This window comes from Burkholderia sp. AU32262, from assembly GCF_020419985.1.
Lineage (GTDB): Bacteria > Pseudomonadota > Gammaproteobacteria > Burkholderiales > Burkholderiaceae > Burkholderia > Burkholderia semiarida.
Window position 1 is genome coordinate 46,990 of the sequence record NZ_JAIZRS010000018.1, and the last position, 14,437, is coordinate 61,426.

Here is a 14,437-nt window from a genome sequence, read left to right on the forward strand (position 1 = left end):
CCGGCCGCGGTACCGGGCCGGACGACACGCTTGCGTGCTGGATCCGGTCGATGAGGACTCGCAATGACCGACACGATGTTGTTCGCGGACCATGCCTACCTGCCCGATGGCTGGCGCCGCAACGTGCTGCTGCGCTGGGACGCGGCCGGCACGCTGACCGACGTGACGCCCGACACCGACGCCCCGGCGGGCGTCGCGCGCGCGGCCGGGCCGGTGCTGCCCGGCATGCCGAACCTGCATTCGCACGCGTTCCAGCGCGCGATGGCGGGGCTCACCGAATACCGCGCGAATCCCGCCGACAGCTTCTGGAGCTGGCGCGACCTGATGTACCGCTTCGCGCTGAAGATCACGCCCGACGCGCTCGCGGCGATTGCACGCTGGCTGTACGTCGAGATGCTCAAGTGCGGCTACACGTCGGTGTGCGAATTCCACTACGTGCATCACGCGCAGGACGGCTCGCGCTACCCGCGGATCGCGGAGCTCGGCACGCGCGTGGTCGACGCCGCGCGCTCGGCCGGCATCGGCATCACGATGCTGCCCGTGTCGTACCAGTTCGCGGGCTTCGGCAACAAGCCGCCGCGCGACGACCAGCGCCGTTTCATCAACACGCCCGACGGCGTGCTCGAACTGCTCGACGCGATGCGTCGCACGGCGCCCGAGCATGGCGGGCTGCGCTACGGCGTCGCGCCGCATTCGCTGCGCGCGGTGTCCGAGGACGGGCTGCGTGCGCTGCTCGACGGGTTACCCGACGATGCGCCGGTGCATATCCACATCGCCGAGCAGACGGCCGAGGTCGACGACTGCGTGCGCGCTTACGGCGCACGTCCCGTGCAATGGCTGCTCGATCGATTCGACGTCGATGCGCGCTGGTGCCTCGTGCACGCCACGCACGTCGATGAGCCCGAGACGGCGGCGCTCGCGAAGCGTCGCGCGGTCGCCGGGCTGTGCCTGACGACCGAAGCGAACCTCGGCGACGGCGTGTTCCCGGCCGTCGACTATCTCGCGCAAGGCGGCGTGATCGGCGTCGGCTCGGACAGCCACGCATCGGTCGAGTGGCGCTCGGAGCTGCGCCTGCTCGAATACGGGCAGCGGCTCGTGCATCGTGCGCGCAACGTGCTGGCGAGCGAATCGCAGGCGCACGTCGCCGATCGCCTGTTCGACGCGTCGCTCGCGGGCGGCGCGCAGGCGAGCGGACGGCGCATCGGCGCGCTGCGTGCAGGCTGTCGCGCCGACTGGCTCGTGCTCGATCCCGATCATCCGGCGATTGCCGAACACGACAGCGCGGCCTGGCTGTCGGGCATCGTGTTCGCCGAGCACGGCGAGACGCCGGTGCTCGACGTCTATACGGGCGGCGAGCGCGTCGTGAGCGGCCGCCGCCATCGCGACGAAGCCGCCGCGTATGCCGACTACCGCGCCGCGCTGGCGCAATTGCTGCGCTGACGCGCGGCAACCGGCGCGCCGCATGCGCGCGCCGGCAGACTCTTACGGTGAGGCGACATGACTGAACAACCGGCTGTATTCACGCTGAAGCAGGGCACGCTGCCGCTGCTGATCTCGATTCCGCACGCGGGCACGCACATTCCCGACGACATCGCCGCGACGATGACGCCCGACGCGCGCTTCGTCGACGATTGCGACTGGCATCTCGAGCGGCTGTACGGCTTCGCGGCCGAACTCGGCGCATCGATCCTCGTGCCGTCGCACGCGCGTTACGTCGTCGACCTGAACCGCCCGCCCGACAACGAGAACCTGTATCCGGGGCAGGACACGACGGGGCTCGTGCCGGTCGATACGTTCGACAAGGCGCCGCTCTATCCGGCGAACGCGCTGCCCGGCGACGACGAGATCATGCGTCGCCGCGACCGCTACTGGCTGCCGTATCACGACGCGCTGCAACGCGAGATCGCGCGCCTGAAGGGCGAACACGGCCGCGTGCTCGTGTGGGAAGCGCATTCGATCCGCTCGCATGTGCCGCGTTTCTTCGACGGCCGCCTGCCGGACTTCAACTTCGGCACGTCGAGCGGGGCGAGTGCGGCACCCGGTCTCGCGGAGGCGCTGGCTGCGCGTGTACTCGCGCACGGCGGCTACACGGCCGTCGCGAACGGGCGCTTCAAGGGCGGCTACATCACGCGTCACTATGGCATGCCTAAGACCGGCGTCGAGGCCGTGCAGCTCGAACTGTCGCAGATCACCTACATGGAAGAGACGCGTCCGTACGCGTACGACGAAGCGCGTGCCGCGCGGATCGTGCCGCTGCTGCGGACGCTCGTCGAAACCGCGCTCGCGCATCGCTGAGCACGAGCCGCCACGATGCGGCGGCGCGGCGCGACGGCGCGTCCTGCCCCGCCGGCCGGTAGCCGGCAAGCCGATGCAATGCACAAAACGGCATCGATCGCGCGGATCGATGCCGTTTTTTTCATCTGACCGGTGTCGTCATCAGCCCCTGAAAAGTTGACGCAATTTTTAGGTGATATAAGCTGAATGTCAGGAAGTCGTCACGCGCGCACCGGCGGCGAGGCCATCGACGATGGCCGGCCTGCGCCGGAATGCGCGCGAGACATCTTGCTGACGTGTCGCCACGCGGCATTGCGACACGTGTCCTGCCTCCATCAGTCAGTCGAGTACGATCGTGAAAGCCGCCAGCCCTTCGATACGCCGGACGCGAAGTCCGTCGGCGGGCGCGCCGCCTCAGGCCGGGCCGAACCGGCATGCTGATCGCGGCACGCGCGCCGCCCCGTTACGCGAGCCTCGTTTCTTCGCCATTTCCCATCGCGGCCCGCGCCGCTTCAATCTCGTGACCGCGCACCTGTTCAGCGCGGTGCAGTGCGACGGCAGCGCGTCGTTGTTGCCCTAGCGTCCCTTTCCGCTCCCGTCCCGGGCCGTACCGCCTGTTGCCGCACCGTTCGCGCGGCGGGACCGCGTCTGCGCCTGCGCTGGCGCGGCGCGATTGCACGCGCGTGCGGCGTACCCATGGACCTGCGTCGTTGCGCGCACGAGCGTGTCGTGCACGATTACCGGAGAGACGCCGATGCGTGCGCGACCGATCGTAGCCGTCACCGCCGACCGCATCCTGCGCGGCGCCCATCCGAACCACGCGGCGGGCGAGAAGTACCTCACCGCGCTCGTCGACGGCGCCGGCGCGCTGGCGTTCGTGCTGCCCGCGCTCGGCGCGCGGCAGCCGGCCGAGGCGATCGTCGCGGCGGTCGACGGGCTGCTGTTGACCGGCAGCTATTCGAACGTCGAGCCGCATCATTACGGCGGCGCCGCGAGCGCGCCCGACACGCTGCACGATCCGGCGCGCGATGCGACCGCGTTGCCGCTGATCCGTGCGGCGATCGACGCGGGCGTACCGGTGCTCGCGATCTGCCGCGGCATGCAGGAGCTGAACGTCGCGTATGGCGGCACGCTGCATCAGCGGCTGCATGCGACGACCGGCTTCGACGACCATCGCGAACGGCCGGCCGATCCGCTCGAACGGCAGTACGGTCCCGCGCACGTCGTGCGGCTCGCGCCGGACGGCCTGCTGCAGCGGATCGCGCGCGGCGCGCGCGAGGCGACGGTCAATTCGCTGCACGACCAGGGCATCGCGCGCCTGGGCGCAGGGCTTGCCGTCGAAGCGAGTGCGCCCGACGGGCTGGTCGAGGCCGTCAGCGTGCGCGGCGCGCGTGCGTTCGCGCTGGGCGTGCAGTGGCATCCCGAATGGCGCTACGCGGAGCAGCCGCTGTCGCGCGACATCTTCGCGGCATTCGGCGCGGCGTGCCGCGCGCGGATGACGCACCGCCTTCATGCGGCCGGCGGCGCGACACCGTCGCCGGCCGCATCCGACATCGATATCGACTAACGAGACCGATCATGCAACCCGAACTGAGCGAATTCCTGCGTCAGCACCGCATTACCGAAGTCGAGGCGATCATTCCCGACATGGCCGGCATCGCGCGCGGCAAGATCATTCCGCGCAACAAGTTCGAATCCGGCGAGTCGATGCGCCTGCCGCAGGCCGTCATGGTGCAGACCGTCACCGGCGACTATCCGGAAGACGGGTCGCTCACCGGCGTGACCGACCCCGACATGGTGTGCGTGCCCGATCCGTCGACGATCTGCCTGATCCCGTGGGCCGTCGACCCGACCGCGCAGGTGATCCACGACTGCGTGCACTTCGACGGCTCGCCGGTCGAGATCTCGCCGCGCTACGTGCTGCGCCGCGTGCTCGACCTGTACAAGGCAAAGGGCTGGACGCCCGTCGTCGCACCCGAGCTGGAGTTCTATCTGGTCGACATGAACGCCGATCCCGACTTGCCGCTGCGTCCGCCCGTCGGCCGCACGGGGCGGGCGGAAACGGGCCGCCAGTCGTATTCGATCGAGGCCGTCAACGAGTTCGATCCGTTGTTCGAGGACATCTACGAGTACTGCGAAATGCAGGGCCTCGATATCGAGACGCTGATTCACGAAGTCGGCGCCGCGCAGATGGAGATCAACTTCGTGCATGGCGATGCGCTGTCGCTGGCCGACCAGGTGTTCCTGTTCAAGCGCACCGTGCGCGAGGCCGCGCTGCGCCACAACATGTATGCGACGTTCATGGCCAAGCCGATGGAGGGCGAGCCGGGCTCCGCGATGCACATCCATCAGAGTCTCGCCGATGCGCGCACCGGCCGCAACCTGTTCGCCGACGAAGGCGGGGTCGTGTCGCCGCTGTTTCACAGCTATCTCGCGGGGCTGCAGAAGTACACGCCAGCGCTGATGCCGATCTTCGCGCCGTACATCAATTCGTATCGCCGCCTGTCGCGCTTCATGGCCGCGCCGATCAACGTGCAGTGGGGGTACGACAACCGCACGGTGGGCTTTCGCATTCCGCAGTCGAGCCCCGTCGCGCGACGCATCGAGAACCGGATTCCGGGTGTCGACTGCAACCCGTACCTTGCGCTCGCGGCGACGCTCGCCGCCGGCTATCTCGGCATCACGCAACAGCTCGCGCCGACCGAGCCGATCGCATCCGACGGCTACGACCTGCCGTACCAACTGCCGCGCAACCTCGAGGAAGGCATCTCGCTGATGGCCGCGTGCGAGCCGCTCGCCGGCATCCTCGGCGACAAGTTCGTGAAGGCCTATCTGGCGTTGAAGGAGACCGAATACGAAGCGTTCTTCCGCGTGATCAGCTCGTGGGAACGCAGGCACCTGCTGCTGCACGTGTAAGCGTGCGGCGCTGTTTGACGGAGAAAACATGACCGATCGAAACGAAGCACTTTCGCAGTACTCGACCGCCGAATACCGCGCGCTCGACGCCGCGCACCACATCCACCCGTTCTCGGACATGGGCGCGCTCAACCGCGCCGGCAGCCGCGTGATCGTGAAGGCCGACGGCGTCTACCTGTGGGATTCGGACGGCAACAAGATCATCGACGGGATGGCCGGCCTGTGGTGCGTGAACGTCGGCTACGGCCGCAAGGAACTCGCCGACGCCGCGTATCGCCAGATCCAGGAACTGCCGTTCTACAACACGTTCTTCAAGACCACGCACCCGCCGGTGATCGAGCTTTCCGCGATGCTCGCGGAAGTGACACCGGCCGGCTTCAACCACTTCTTCTACTGCAACAGCGGCTCGGAAGGCAACGACACCGTGCTGCGCCTCGTGCACCAGTACTGGCGCGTGCAGGGCAAGCCGCAGAAGAAATACGTGATCTCGCGCAGGAACGGCTATCACGGCTCGACGATCGCGGGCGGCACGCTCGGCGGGATGGGCTACATGCACGAGCAGATGCCGTCGAAGGTCGAGCACATCGTGCATATCGACCAACCGTATTTCTTCGGCGAAGCGCAGCCGGGCGAGACGCCCGAAGCGTTCGGCCTCGCGCGCGCGCGGCAGCTCGAGGCGAAGATCGTCGAACTCGGCGCGGAGAACGTCGCCGCGTTCATCGGCGAGCCGTTCCAGGGCGCGGGCGGCGTGATCTTCCCGCCGTCGACGTACTGGCCGGAAATCCAGCGGATCTGCCGCAAGTACGACATCCTGCTGGTGGCCGACGAGGTGATCGGCGGGTTCGGGCGCACCGGCGAATGGTTCGCGCATCAGCACTTCGGCTTCGAGCCGGACCTGATCACGATGGCGAAGGGCCTGACGTCGGGCTATGTACCGATGGGCGCGGTGGGCATACACGAGCGCGTCGCGCGCCCGATCATCGACAACGGCGAATTCAACCACGGCCTCACGTATTCGGGCCACCCGGTGGCGGCGGCCGTCGCGGTCGCGAACCTGAAGCTGCTGCGCGACGAAGGGATCGTCGAGCGCGTGAAGCACGAGATCGGGCCGTATTTCCAGCGCCGGCTGCGTGACGCGCTGGGCGATCATCCGATCGTCGGGGAAATTGCCGGGGCAGGGCTCGTCGCGGGCGTTCAGCTTGCGCGCGATCGTGAGCGGCGCGAGCGGTTCGATGCGAGTGTCGATATCGGCACGATCTGCCGCGACTTCTGCTTCAACGGCAACCTGATCATGCGCGCGACCGGCGACCGGATGCTGCTGTCGCCGCCGCTCGTGATTCGCGAGGCGGAGGTCGACGAGATCGTCGACAAGGCGAAGCGTGCGTTTGACGCGACGGCGCAGCGGGTGGGGGACGTGCGGTAAGGCGTTACCTGCGAGCGGACGCGGCGGCGCATGACGTGGCGCCGCGTCGTGCAGGACACGCGCGACGCCAAAACGAAAAGGGCCTGCGTCGTGAGACGCAGGCCCTTGAATTCTTTGGTGGGCGGTACTGGGATCGAACCAGTGACCCCTGCCGTGTGAAGGCAGTGCTCTACCGCTGAGCTAACCGCCCAAAGAAGAATCAAATTATGTCAGAGCTTTTGGGGTTCGTAAAGCCCTTTGTGCAAATTTTTTTCAAACAGCTGCCAACGCCACTGCACGCGCCGCGCGCTCAGCCCGCGAGCGCGGGCAGCGCATCGATCGATGCGCGCACGTAGCCGGCAAAGCGCCGCGCCACCGGTTCGGCGGTGCCGCTGCGTTTCAGCGCGAGCGTGCGCGATTCGAGCGACGCATCCTTCAGCGGCACGAACGCGAGCCGATCGCTTTTCGCCCGCTGCAGCACCTGCGGCACCAGCGCGATGCCCATTCCGAACTCGATCATCGACAGGATCGTCTGCCACAGCCGCGCCTCGTGGCGGATCAACGGACTGAACCCCGCGTTCACGCACTGCGCGATGATCAGGTCGTGATAATGCGGCGCGGCGTCGCGCGGAAACAGGATGAACGGTTCCGTCGCGAGCGTGGCGAGCGCGACCTGCCTGCGCCGCGCGAGCGGATGCGCGGCCGGCAGGCAGCACACGAACGGCTCCGCATAGACGGGCGCCGATTCGACGTCGGGCGGGAAGCGGCCCCAGTGCGCATAGCCGAGATCGATCTGGCCGCGCTGGATCGCCTGCACCTGCGCGTGCGTGTTCATCTCGCTCAACACGACCTCGACGCCCGGATAGTCGGCCTCGAAGCGACGCACCGCGTCCGGCAGCCCACGATACAGCATCGAGTGGACGAAGCCGATCCGCAGCCGGCCCGCGAGACCCGACGCGGAGCGCACCGTCAGGCGCTCGGCTTCGGCTGCCTGCAGCAGCAGCCGGCGCGCCTCGCCGAGCAGCACCTCGCCCGCGTTGGTCAGCGCGACCGTCTTGTTGGTGCGCGAAAAGAGCTGCACGCCGAGCGCGTCCTCGAACTTGCGGATGTCGAAACTCAGCGCCGGCTGCGAGATGAACAGGCGCTTCGCCGCGCGCCCGAAATGCAGCTCCTCGGCAACGGCCACGAAGTAGCGCAACTGCCTCAGTTCCATGGTGTCTCCTCCCGGCGGCGGCATCGATAAGCGACATCTATCGTACCGGACAAATCCTGTATTGGACGCTTATCGATCGCCCGCCTACGCTCTGCGGGAGGCTTGACGCAGGGCCGGCCGATGCCGCGACATCCGGCCCGGCCAATGCGCAGGCAACCCAGGAGACGCACGCATGAACGATACCGCTCGCACGCCGGACACCGGCGCATCCAATATCCCCGACAGCCGGGGCCTCAATTTCTTCACCGTCGATCCCGATCTCGGCGCGTTGCTGAAGCTGCATCTCGGCGACGCGTGCTATGCCGAACTCGAGCCGCGGCTGCGCGCGCTCGGCGCCCGCGTATCGGGCGAACTCGACGAATGGGCGTCGCGCGCGGACAAGCATCCGCCCGTGCTCGAGCACCGCAATCGGCGCGGCGAGGCCGTGCAGCGGATCGACAAGGATCCGGCCTACGTCGCGCTCGAACGCGTCGCGTATGCGGAACTCGGGCTCGCGTCGCTCAGCCACGGATCCGAAACCGTGCCGCCGCTCGTCAAGTACGCGCTGACGTTCCTGTTCGTGCAGGCGGAATTCGGGCTGTGCTGCCCGGTCAGCATGACCGATTCGCTGACGCGCACGCTGCGCCGCTTCGGCGATCCGGCGCTCGTCGCGCGCTACCTGCCGAGGCTCGCGTCGCGCGACTTCGACACGCTGTACCAGGGCGCGATGTTCATGACCGAGCAGGCGGCCGGCTCCGACGTCGGCCGGATCGCGACGCGCGCGACCCGCGAAACCGACGCGCACGGCGAGACCGTCTGGCGCCTGACCGGCGACAAGTGGTTCTGCTCGAACGCGGACGCCGATCTCGCGATGGTGCTCGCGCGGCCCGACGGCGCGCCGGACGGCATCAAGGGCCTCGCGCTGTTCCTGCTGCCGAAGACGCTGCCGGACGGCACACGCAACCGCTACCGGATCGTGCGCCTGAAGGACAAGCTCGGCAGCCGTTCGATGGCGAGCGGCGAGATCGTGCTCGAAGGCGCGCAGGCTTGGCTGATCGGCGAGATTGGCCGCGGTTTTCACCAGATGGCCGACATGATCAACATGTCGCGGCTGTCGAACGGCGTGCGCGCGGCGGGGCTGATGCGGCGCGCGCTGAACGAGGCGCTGCACGTCGCCGCGCATCGCGAGGCGTTCGGGCGCAAGCTGATCGAGATGCCGCTGATGCAGCGCCAACTGATGAAGATGCTGCTGCCGGCCGAAGCCGCGCGCGCGATGTTCATGCAGATCGCGTTGCTGTTGCCGCAGGCCGACGCGGGCGACGAGCAGGCGGCGCGCTGCGTGCGGATCCTGACGCCGCTGATCAAGTTCCGCGCCTGCCGCGACGCGCGCCGCGTGACGGGCGACGCAATGGAAGTGCGCGGCGGCACCGGCTATATCGAGGAATGGAGCGACGCGCGGCTCGTGCGCGACGCGCACCTCGGTTCGATCTGGGAAGGCACGAGCAACATCGTCGCGCTCGACGTCGCACGCGCCGCGCAGCGCGAGCATGCGCTCGACGCGCTGCGCACGTTCCTCGGCGATCGTCTGGGCGCGGCGCCGCTGCCCGACGCGAGCCGCACGGCGCTGCGGCGCATCCTCGCGCGGGCGTGCGATGCGCTCGCGAGGGTGGCCGGAGAAGGCGACGACGCGCGCGTGCGGCAGGCCGCGTCCGCGCTGTATTACGCGAGCGCGGCCGTGCTGATGGCCTGCGAGGGCGCACGGCTCGCACCGGATTTCAGGCGTCTCGCGCTCGCGCACCTGATCGTGCGTCACAAGCTGCTGCCGGTCGATCCGCTCGCGCCGGCGCCGCGCGACGACGAATCGGCCGCGTCCGACGCGCTGCTGCGCGGCCTGCCGGTCGCGCTCGACACGGCCCTCGACCTGCTGCCGGAGGTCGAGCGATGAACGCGACGCGTGGCGCACTGGACGGCCTGAAGGTCGTCGACCTGAGCCGGGTGCTCGGCGGCCCGTATTGCACGCAGGCGCTCGCCGACCACGGCGCGACGGTGGTCAAGATCGAGCCGCCCGCCGGCGACGAGACGCGCGGCTGGGGGCCGCCGTTCCTCGGCGACACGGCCTGGTACTTCATGGGCGTGAACCGCAACAAGGAAGGGCTCGCGCTCGACCTGTCGCGCGAAGAAGGGTGCGCGATCCTGTGGCGCCTGCTCGAAGAAGCCGACGTGCTCGTCGAGAACTTCAAGCCGGGCACGCTCGCGCGCTGGGGGATGGACTACGCACGCGACCTGCAGCCGCGCTTTCCGCGCCTGATCCACTGCGCGGTGACGGGCTTCGGCGACGACGGTCCGCTCGGCGGGCTGCCGGGCTACGACGCGGTGATCCAGGCGATGGCCGGGCTGATGAGCGTGAACGGCGAACGCGACGGCGACGCGACCCGCATCGGCCTGCCGATCGTCGACATGGTCACGGGGCTGAACGCACTCGCCGGCATCCTGCTGGCGCTCGCGGAGCGCGAGAAGAGCGGGCGCGGGCAGTCGATCGACGTGGCGCTGTACGACTGCGGCGTGTCGCTGCTGCATCCGCACCTGCCGAACTTCTTCGGGTCGGGCCGCGTGCCGGAACGCAGCGGCAACGCGCATCCGAACATCGCGCCGTACGACAGCTACCGCACGGCGACCGTGCCGATCTTCCTCGCGGTCGGCAACGACCGGCAGTTCGCGCGGCTCGTCGCGCATCTCGGCGCACCGGCGCTCGCCGGCGATCCGCGCTTCGTCGACAACCGCAGCCGCTGCGCGCATCGCCCGGAGCTGAAGGCGGAACTGGAAGCGCGGCTCGCCGCGCACGCGTGCGAGCCGCTCGCGCGCGACCTGATGGCGGCCGGTGTGCCGTGCGGGCCGGTGCGCACGGTGGCCGACGTCGCGCACGATCCGCATGCGCTGCATCGCGAGCTGTTCGTCGAGATCGGCGCGTATCGCGGCACCGCGTCGCCGGTGAAGCTGTCGCGCACGCCGGCCACCTACCGGTCGGCGCCGCCCGCGCTCGGCCGCGACACGCGCGCGGTGCTCGATCGGCTCGGCGTCGATCGCGCGCTTCAGCAGCAACTGCTCGATGCCGGTGTGCTGAAGGTCGGGCCGCACGAGACGTGACGGGCCGAGGGCGCCCGCAAACGAACGTCGTCCCGAACGGACCGACGCCGACATCAAGCAACGCAACGTAGCGCAACCCCGCCAGCCGGCGGCGCAAGGCCGGCCCTCCGGCAACGCGCGCGACAGTCGCGTTGCCGATCACAAACATGGAGACATCGATGAGCCGTCCGCAATCCCCGCCCGCCGCGCAGCCGCGGCCTGGCCGCGCCGCCCTCGCGGCGTTCGTCGGCACCACGATCGAGTGGTACGACTTCTACATCTACGGCACGGCCGCGGCGCTCGTGTTCGGCAAGGTGTTCTTTTCCAGCACGATGGACCCCGGCGTCGCGACGCTGCTCGCGTTCGTCACGTTCTGGGCCGGCTTCGCCGCGCGGCCGCTCGGCGGGATCGTGTTCGGGCATCTCGGCGATCGCGTCGGCCGCAAGACGGCGCTCGTGATCACGCTGGTGATGATGGGGCTCGCGACGACCGGCATCGGGCTGCTGCCCGGCTATGCGTCGATCGGCGTGTGGGCGCCCGCGGGCCTCGTCGTGCTGCGCGTGCTGCAGGGTATCGCGGTCGGCGGCGAGTGGGGCGGCGCGGTGCTGATCGCGAGCGAGAACGCGCCGAAGCATCGCAGCATCCTGTATGCGGCGTTCGCGCAGCAGGGCTCGCCCACCGGCAACCTGCTGGCCACGGCCGCGTTCTTCGCGCTGAGCGCGCTGCCGACGCCGTCGTTCCTGATGTGGGGCTGGCGCATTCCGTTCCTGCTGTCTGCCGTGCTCGTGATCATCGGGATGGTGATCCGGCTGAAGCTCGAGGAATCGGTCGACATGCAGCGCGTGCTCGCGCGCAAGCGCACGGTGAAGCTGCCGCTGCGCGACGTCTTGCGCGATCACTGGGTCGTCGTGCTGCTCGCGGCCGGCACGCTGCCGGTGATCAACGTCACGTATTTCCGCAGCACGTTCGCGCTGTCGTGGGCGACCAAGGAACTCGGTTATGCGCAGGGTACGTTCCTCGGCATCCTGTCGATCTCGCTCGTCGTGCAGTTCCTGATGCAGCCGGTCGGCGCGTGGTTCGTGTCGAAGGTCGACATGCGGCGCGCGATGTGCTGGATCCTGATCCCGGAAATCGTGCTGATGCCCGTGATGTTTCATGCGCTCGCGACGGGTTCGTACTGGGTCGCCGTCGCGGGGATGTGCATCTCGACGATTCCGTCGGCGATGTTCTACGGCGCGGTCGGCGGCGTGCTCGCGCGCGTGTTCCCGGCCAACATCCGCTACACGGGCCTGTCGCTCGCGTATCAGTTGAGCGCGCTTGTCGTCGGCGGCGGCACGCCGGTGCTCGCGCAGGCGATCCTCAATGCGACGGGCAGCATCGTCGGCGTCGCGATCGCGTCGGGTCTCTATGCGCTCGTGTCGCTTGTCTGCATGGTGGCGCTGCTCAATCGCACCGGACATCGCGCCGACGAACTGTCGAGCGCCGAGCGCAGCGATGCGGCCGAGTGGGGCACCGAGCATACAGGCGCAGGGAACCCGGGCGGCGAAGCCGCGCCACCCGACGATCGCGGCACGTTGAAACCCGCGGGTTGAGCCGGCAGGCCGGCGCGATGCGCCGAGGCGGCGGCGCGGCGATTCCGCGGCATCGGGCGCCGGGCGGGCCGCGCGTCGCGTTGCCTTCGCTCGCGCCAGATCAGGCGTCCCAAAAGCAAACGGCACCGTGCGAGACACGGTGCCGTTTGCTTGGGGCTTTTGCTTCACCTCGCGACGCCGCCGGCACGGCCGGCCGTCGCGAATCGCGTCGTCGCTCAGCCTTCCGTCGGCGGCACGTAGCCGGACGCCTGGTCCGCGCCGTCGCCGAAGAAGTACTTCTCCGTCTGCTTCATCAGATACTGGCGCGCGCGCGGGTCGGCCATGTTCAGGCGGTTTTCGTTGATCAGCATCGTTTGCTGCTTGAGCCAGCCTTGCCACGCTTCCTTCGAGACGCTCTCGTAAATGCGCTTGCCGAGTTCGCCCGGCAGCGGCGGGAAATCGAGGCCTTCGGCTTCCTTGCCGAGCTTCGCGCATTGGATCATTCGAGCCATCGTGTACTTCTCCTGTAATCGGTGTCTGGGGGGGAAGGGCAGTCGTGCCGGTGCTCAGAGCTGCTTCATCAGCACGAGCGACTTGCGCTGCCAGTTATAGAGTTTGCGGCGGTCTTCCGGCAGGTCGTCGACGCTGACCTTGACGAAGCCGCGCTTGAGGAACCAGTGCTCGGTGCGCGTCGTGAGCACGAAGATGTGCGTGAGGCCGCGCGCGCGGGCGCGCTGCTCGATGCGCTTGAGCAGGCGTTCGCCGTCGCCCGAGCCCTGCGCTTCCGGCGCGACCGTCAGGCACGCCATCTCGCCGATCTTCTCCTGCTGGTACGGGTACAGCGCCGCGCAGCCGAACAGCACGCCATCGTGCTCGATCACCGAGAAGTGGTCGATGTCGCGTTCGATCTGGTGGCGGCCGCGCCGCACCAGCGTGCCGTCCGATTCGAGCGGCTCGATCAGCGACAGGATGCCGCCGACGTCGTCCGGCGTCGCTTCGCGCAGGCTTTCGAGGTTCTCGTACGAGATCATCGTGCCGACGCCGTCGTGCAGGAACAGTTCGAGCAGCATGCTGCCGTCGAGCGATTGCGGAATCAGGTGCGCACGCGTCACGCCGCCGCGGCACGCGCGGATCGAATGCTTGAGGAAGAATGCGTCGTCGCCCTGGATGTTGCCGGAATCGAGCAGCTCGGCGGCCGCGTCGAGCGACATTTCGCGGACCAGGTCGCCTTCGTCGTCGACGATGCCGGGCCCTTCGGTCAGGAAGATGATCTTGTCGGCGCGCAGCGCGATCGCGGCCGCCGACGCGACGTCCTCCATCGACAGGTTGAACGCCTCGCCGGTCGGCGAGAACCCGAGCGGCGACAGCAGCACGAGCTTGCGGCTCGCGAGCGAATGACGGATCGATTCGGCGTCGATCTTGCGCACGATGCCCGTGTGCGCGAAATCGACTCCATCGAGAATCCCCACCGGCCGCGCGGTCACGAAGTTGCCCGACACTACGCTGATGTGCGCGTGCGCCATCGGCGAGTTCGGCAGACCCTGGCTGATCGCGGCCTCGATGTCGAGACGCACTTCACCGGCCGCTTCCTTCGCGGATTCGAGCGCGCGCGCATCGGTGATGCGCAGCCCGTGCGAAAACTCGGATTCGACACCGTGCAGGCTCAACTGCTCCTCGACCTGCGGGCGCGAGCCGTGGACCAGCACGATCTGGATGCCCATCGCCTGCAACAGCGCGATGTCGGATACGAGCGCGTTCAGCAGCCCCTGCTGCACCACCTCGCCGCCGAACCCCACGACGAACGTGCTGTTGCGGAACTTGTGGATATAGGGCGCGACGGAGCGCATCCAGTCGACGAACTGCGCGTGGCTGGCGGCCGAATCGTCGGCGGCCGGCGGCGTCGCGGCGCCGGTCTGAGCGGGAGGGAGGTCGGTTTGGGAATTCATGGCCGGGATTATA

At 68.6% G+C, this 14,437-nt stretch carries 11 protein-coding genes and 1 tRNA gene; 8 read left to right on the forward strand and 4 right to left on the reverse strand.

What is annotated here, in order from left to right; all coding sequences use genetic code 11:
- Positions 1–63: 63 nt before the first annotated feature.
- The 5 genes from LGN10_RS21675 to LGN10_RS21695 all read left to right on the forward strand — a co-directional run bounded on the left by LGN10_RS21675 (position 64) and on the right by LGN10_RS21695 (position 6,613).
- Positions 64–1,440 carry a formimidoylglutamate deiminase gene (locus LGN10_RS21675; protein ID WP_124864284.1) on the forward strand — a complete coding sequence of 459 codons (1,377 nt, stop codon included), beginning with the start codon at positions 64–66 and terminating at the stop codon, positions 1,438–1,440.
- 57 nt (positions 1,441–1,497) lie between these two features.
- Positions 1,498–2,295 (forward strand): N-formylglutamate deformylase, encoded by a 798-nt coding sequence (gene hutG, locus LGN10_RS21680; RefSeq protein ID WP_124864282.1) that lies wholly within the window; start codon positions 1,498–1,500, stop codon positions 2,293–2,295.
- A gap of 733 nt (positions 2,296–3,028) precedes the next feature.
- Entirely contained in the window at positions 3,029–3,841 is an 813-nt protein-coding gene (locus LGN10_RS21685; protein WP_089465005.1) for a gamma-glutamyl-gamma-aminobutyrate hydrolase family protein, read from the forward strand.
- An 11-nt stretch (positions 3,842–3,852) separates the two neighbouring features.
- Complete coding sequence (locus tag LGN10_RS21690; RefSeq protein ID WP_060966349.1) at positions 3,853–5,190, forward strand: glutamine synthetase family protein; 1,338 nt, start codon at positions 3,853–3,855, stop codon at positions 5,188–5,190.
- 28 nt (positions 5,191–5,218) lie between these two features.
- Positions 5,219–6,613, forward strand: a complete 1,395-nt coding sequence (locus LGN10_RS21695) for an aspartate aminotransferase family protein (RefSeq protein ID WP_226224993.1) — start codon at positions 5,219–5,221, stop codon at positions 6,611–6,613.
- A gap of 115 nt (positions 6,614–6,728) precedes the next feature.
- Here LGN10_RS21695 and LGN10_RS21700 read toward each other — a convergent pair.
- A tRNA-Val gene (locus tag LGN10_RS21700) sits at positions 6,729–6,803 on the reverse strand.
- A 99-nt stretch (positions 6,804–6,902) separates the two neighbouring features.
- Positions 6,903–7,805 (reverse strand): LysR family transcriptional regulator, encoded by a 903-nt coding sequence (locus tag LGN10_RS21705; protein ID WP_226224994.1) that lies wholly within the window; start codon positions 7,803–7,805, stop codon positions 6,903–6,905.
- A gap of 172 nt (positions 7,806–7,977) precedes the next feature.
- On the opposite strand from LGN10_RS21705, the gene LGN10_RS21710 reads away from it, so the two are divergent.
- From LGN10_RS21710 to LGN10_RS21720, 3 genes are all read left to right on the forward strand, one after another.
- Complete coding sequence (locus tag LGN10_RS21710) at positions 7,978–9,729, forward strand: acyl-CoA dehydrogenase family protein (RefSeq protein WP_226224995.1); 1,752 nt, start codon at positions 7,978–7,980, stop codon at positions 9,727–9,729.
- The gene (locus LGN10_RS21715) at positions 9,726–10,928 is read left to right on the forward strand and encodes a CaiB/BaiF CoA transferase family protein (protein WP_226224997.1); all 1,203 of its coding nucleotides are present in this window, start codon (positions 9,726–9,728) and stop codon (positions 10,926–10,928) included. The genes LGN10_RS21710 and LGN10_RS21715 overlap by 4 nt, the downstream gene beginning before the upstream one ends.
- Positions 10,929–11,086: 158 nt before the next feature.
- Positions 11,087–12,499, forward strand: coding sequence for an MFS transporter (locus LGN10_RS21720; RefSeq protein ID WP_226224999.1), 1,413 nt, complete (start codon positions 11,087–11,089; stop codon positions 12,497–12,499).
- 215 nt (positions 12,500–12,714) lie between these two features.
- Here LGN10_RS21720 and LGN10_RS21725 read toward each other — a convergent pair whose 3' ends face one another.
- Entirely contained in the window at positions 12,715–12,990 is a 276-nt protein-coding gene (locus LGN10_RS21725; RefSeq protein WP_006478357.1) for an oxidative damage protection protein, read from the reverse strand.
- 54 nt (positions 12,991–13,044) lie between these two features.
- Complete coding sequence (gene argA, locus LGN10_RS21730) at positions 13,045–14,424, reverse strand: amino-acid N-acetyltransferase (protein WP_059583282.1); 1,380 nt, start codon at positions 14,422–14,424, stop codon at positions 13,045–13,047.
- Positions 14,425–14,437: the final 13 nt, after the last annotated feature.

Excerpts from the sequence above, each read along its gene's own strand:
- LGN10_RS21710 (WP_226224995.1), top strand. The coding sequence starts at position 7,978 with ATGAACGATACCGCTCGCACGCCGGACACCGGCGCATCCAATATCCCC.
- LGN10_RS21675 (WP_124864284.1), top strand. The coding sequence starts at position 64 with ATGACCGACACGATGTTGTTCGCGGACCATGCCTACCTGCCCGATGGC.
- hutG (WP_124864282.1), top strand. The coding sequence starts at position 1,498 with ATGACTGAACAACCGGCTGTATTCACGCTGAAGCAGGGCACGCTGCCG.
- LGN10_RS21685 (WP_089465005.1), top strand. The coding sequence starts at position 3,029 with ATGCGTGCGCGACCGATCGTAGCCGTCACCGCCGACCGCATCCTGCGC.
- LGN10_RS21695 (WP_226224993.1), top strand. The coding sequence starts at position 5,219 with ATGACCGATCGAAACGAAGCACTTTCGCAGTACTCGACCGCCGAATAC.
- LGN10_RS21715 (WP_226224997.1), top strand. The coding sequence starts at position 9,726 with ATGAACGCGACGCGTGGCGCACTGGACGGCCTGAAGGTCGTCGACCTG.
- LGN10_RS21720 (WP_226224999.1), top strand. The coding sequence starts at position 11,087 with ATGAGCCGTCCGCAATCCCCGCCCGCCGCGCAGCCGCGGCCTGGCCGC.
- LGN10_RS21725 (WP_006478357.1), bottom strand. The coding sequence starts at position 12,990 with ATGGCTCGAATGATCCAATGCGCGAAGCTCGGCAAGGAAGCCGAAGGC.
- argA (WP_059583282.1), bottom strand. The coding sequence starts at position 14,424 with ATGAATTCCCAAACCGACCTCCCTCCCGCTCAGACCGGCGCCGCGACG.
- LGN10_RS21705 (WP_226224994.1), bottom strand. The coding sequence starts at position 7,805 with ATGGAACTGAGGCAGTTGCGCTACTTCGTGGCCGTTGCCGAGGAGCTG.
- LGN10_RS21690 (WP_060966349.1), top strand. The coding sequence starts at position 3,853 with ATGCAACCCGAACTGAGCGAATTCCTGCGTCAGCACCGCATTACCGAA.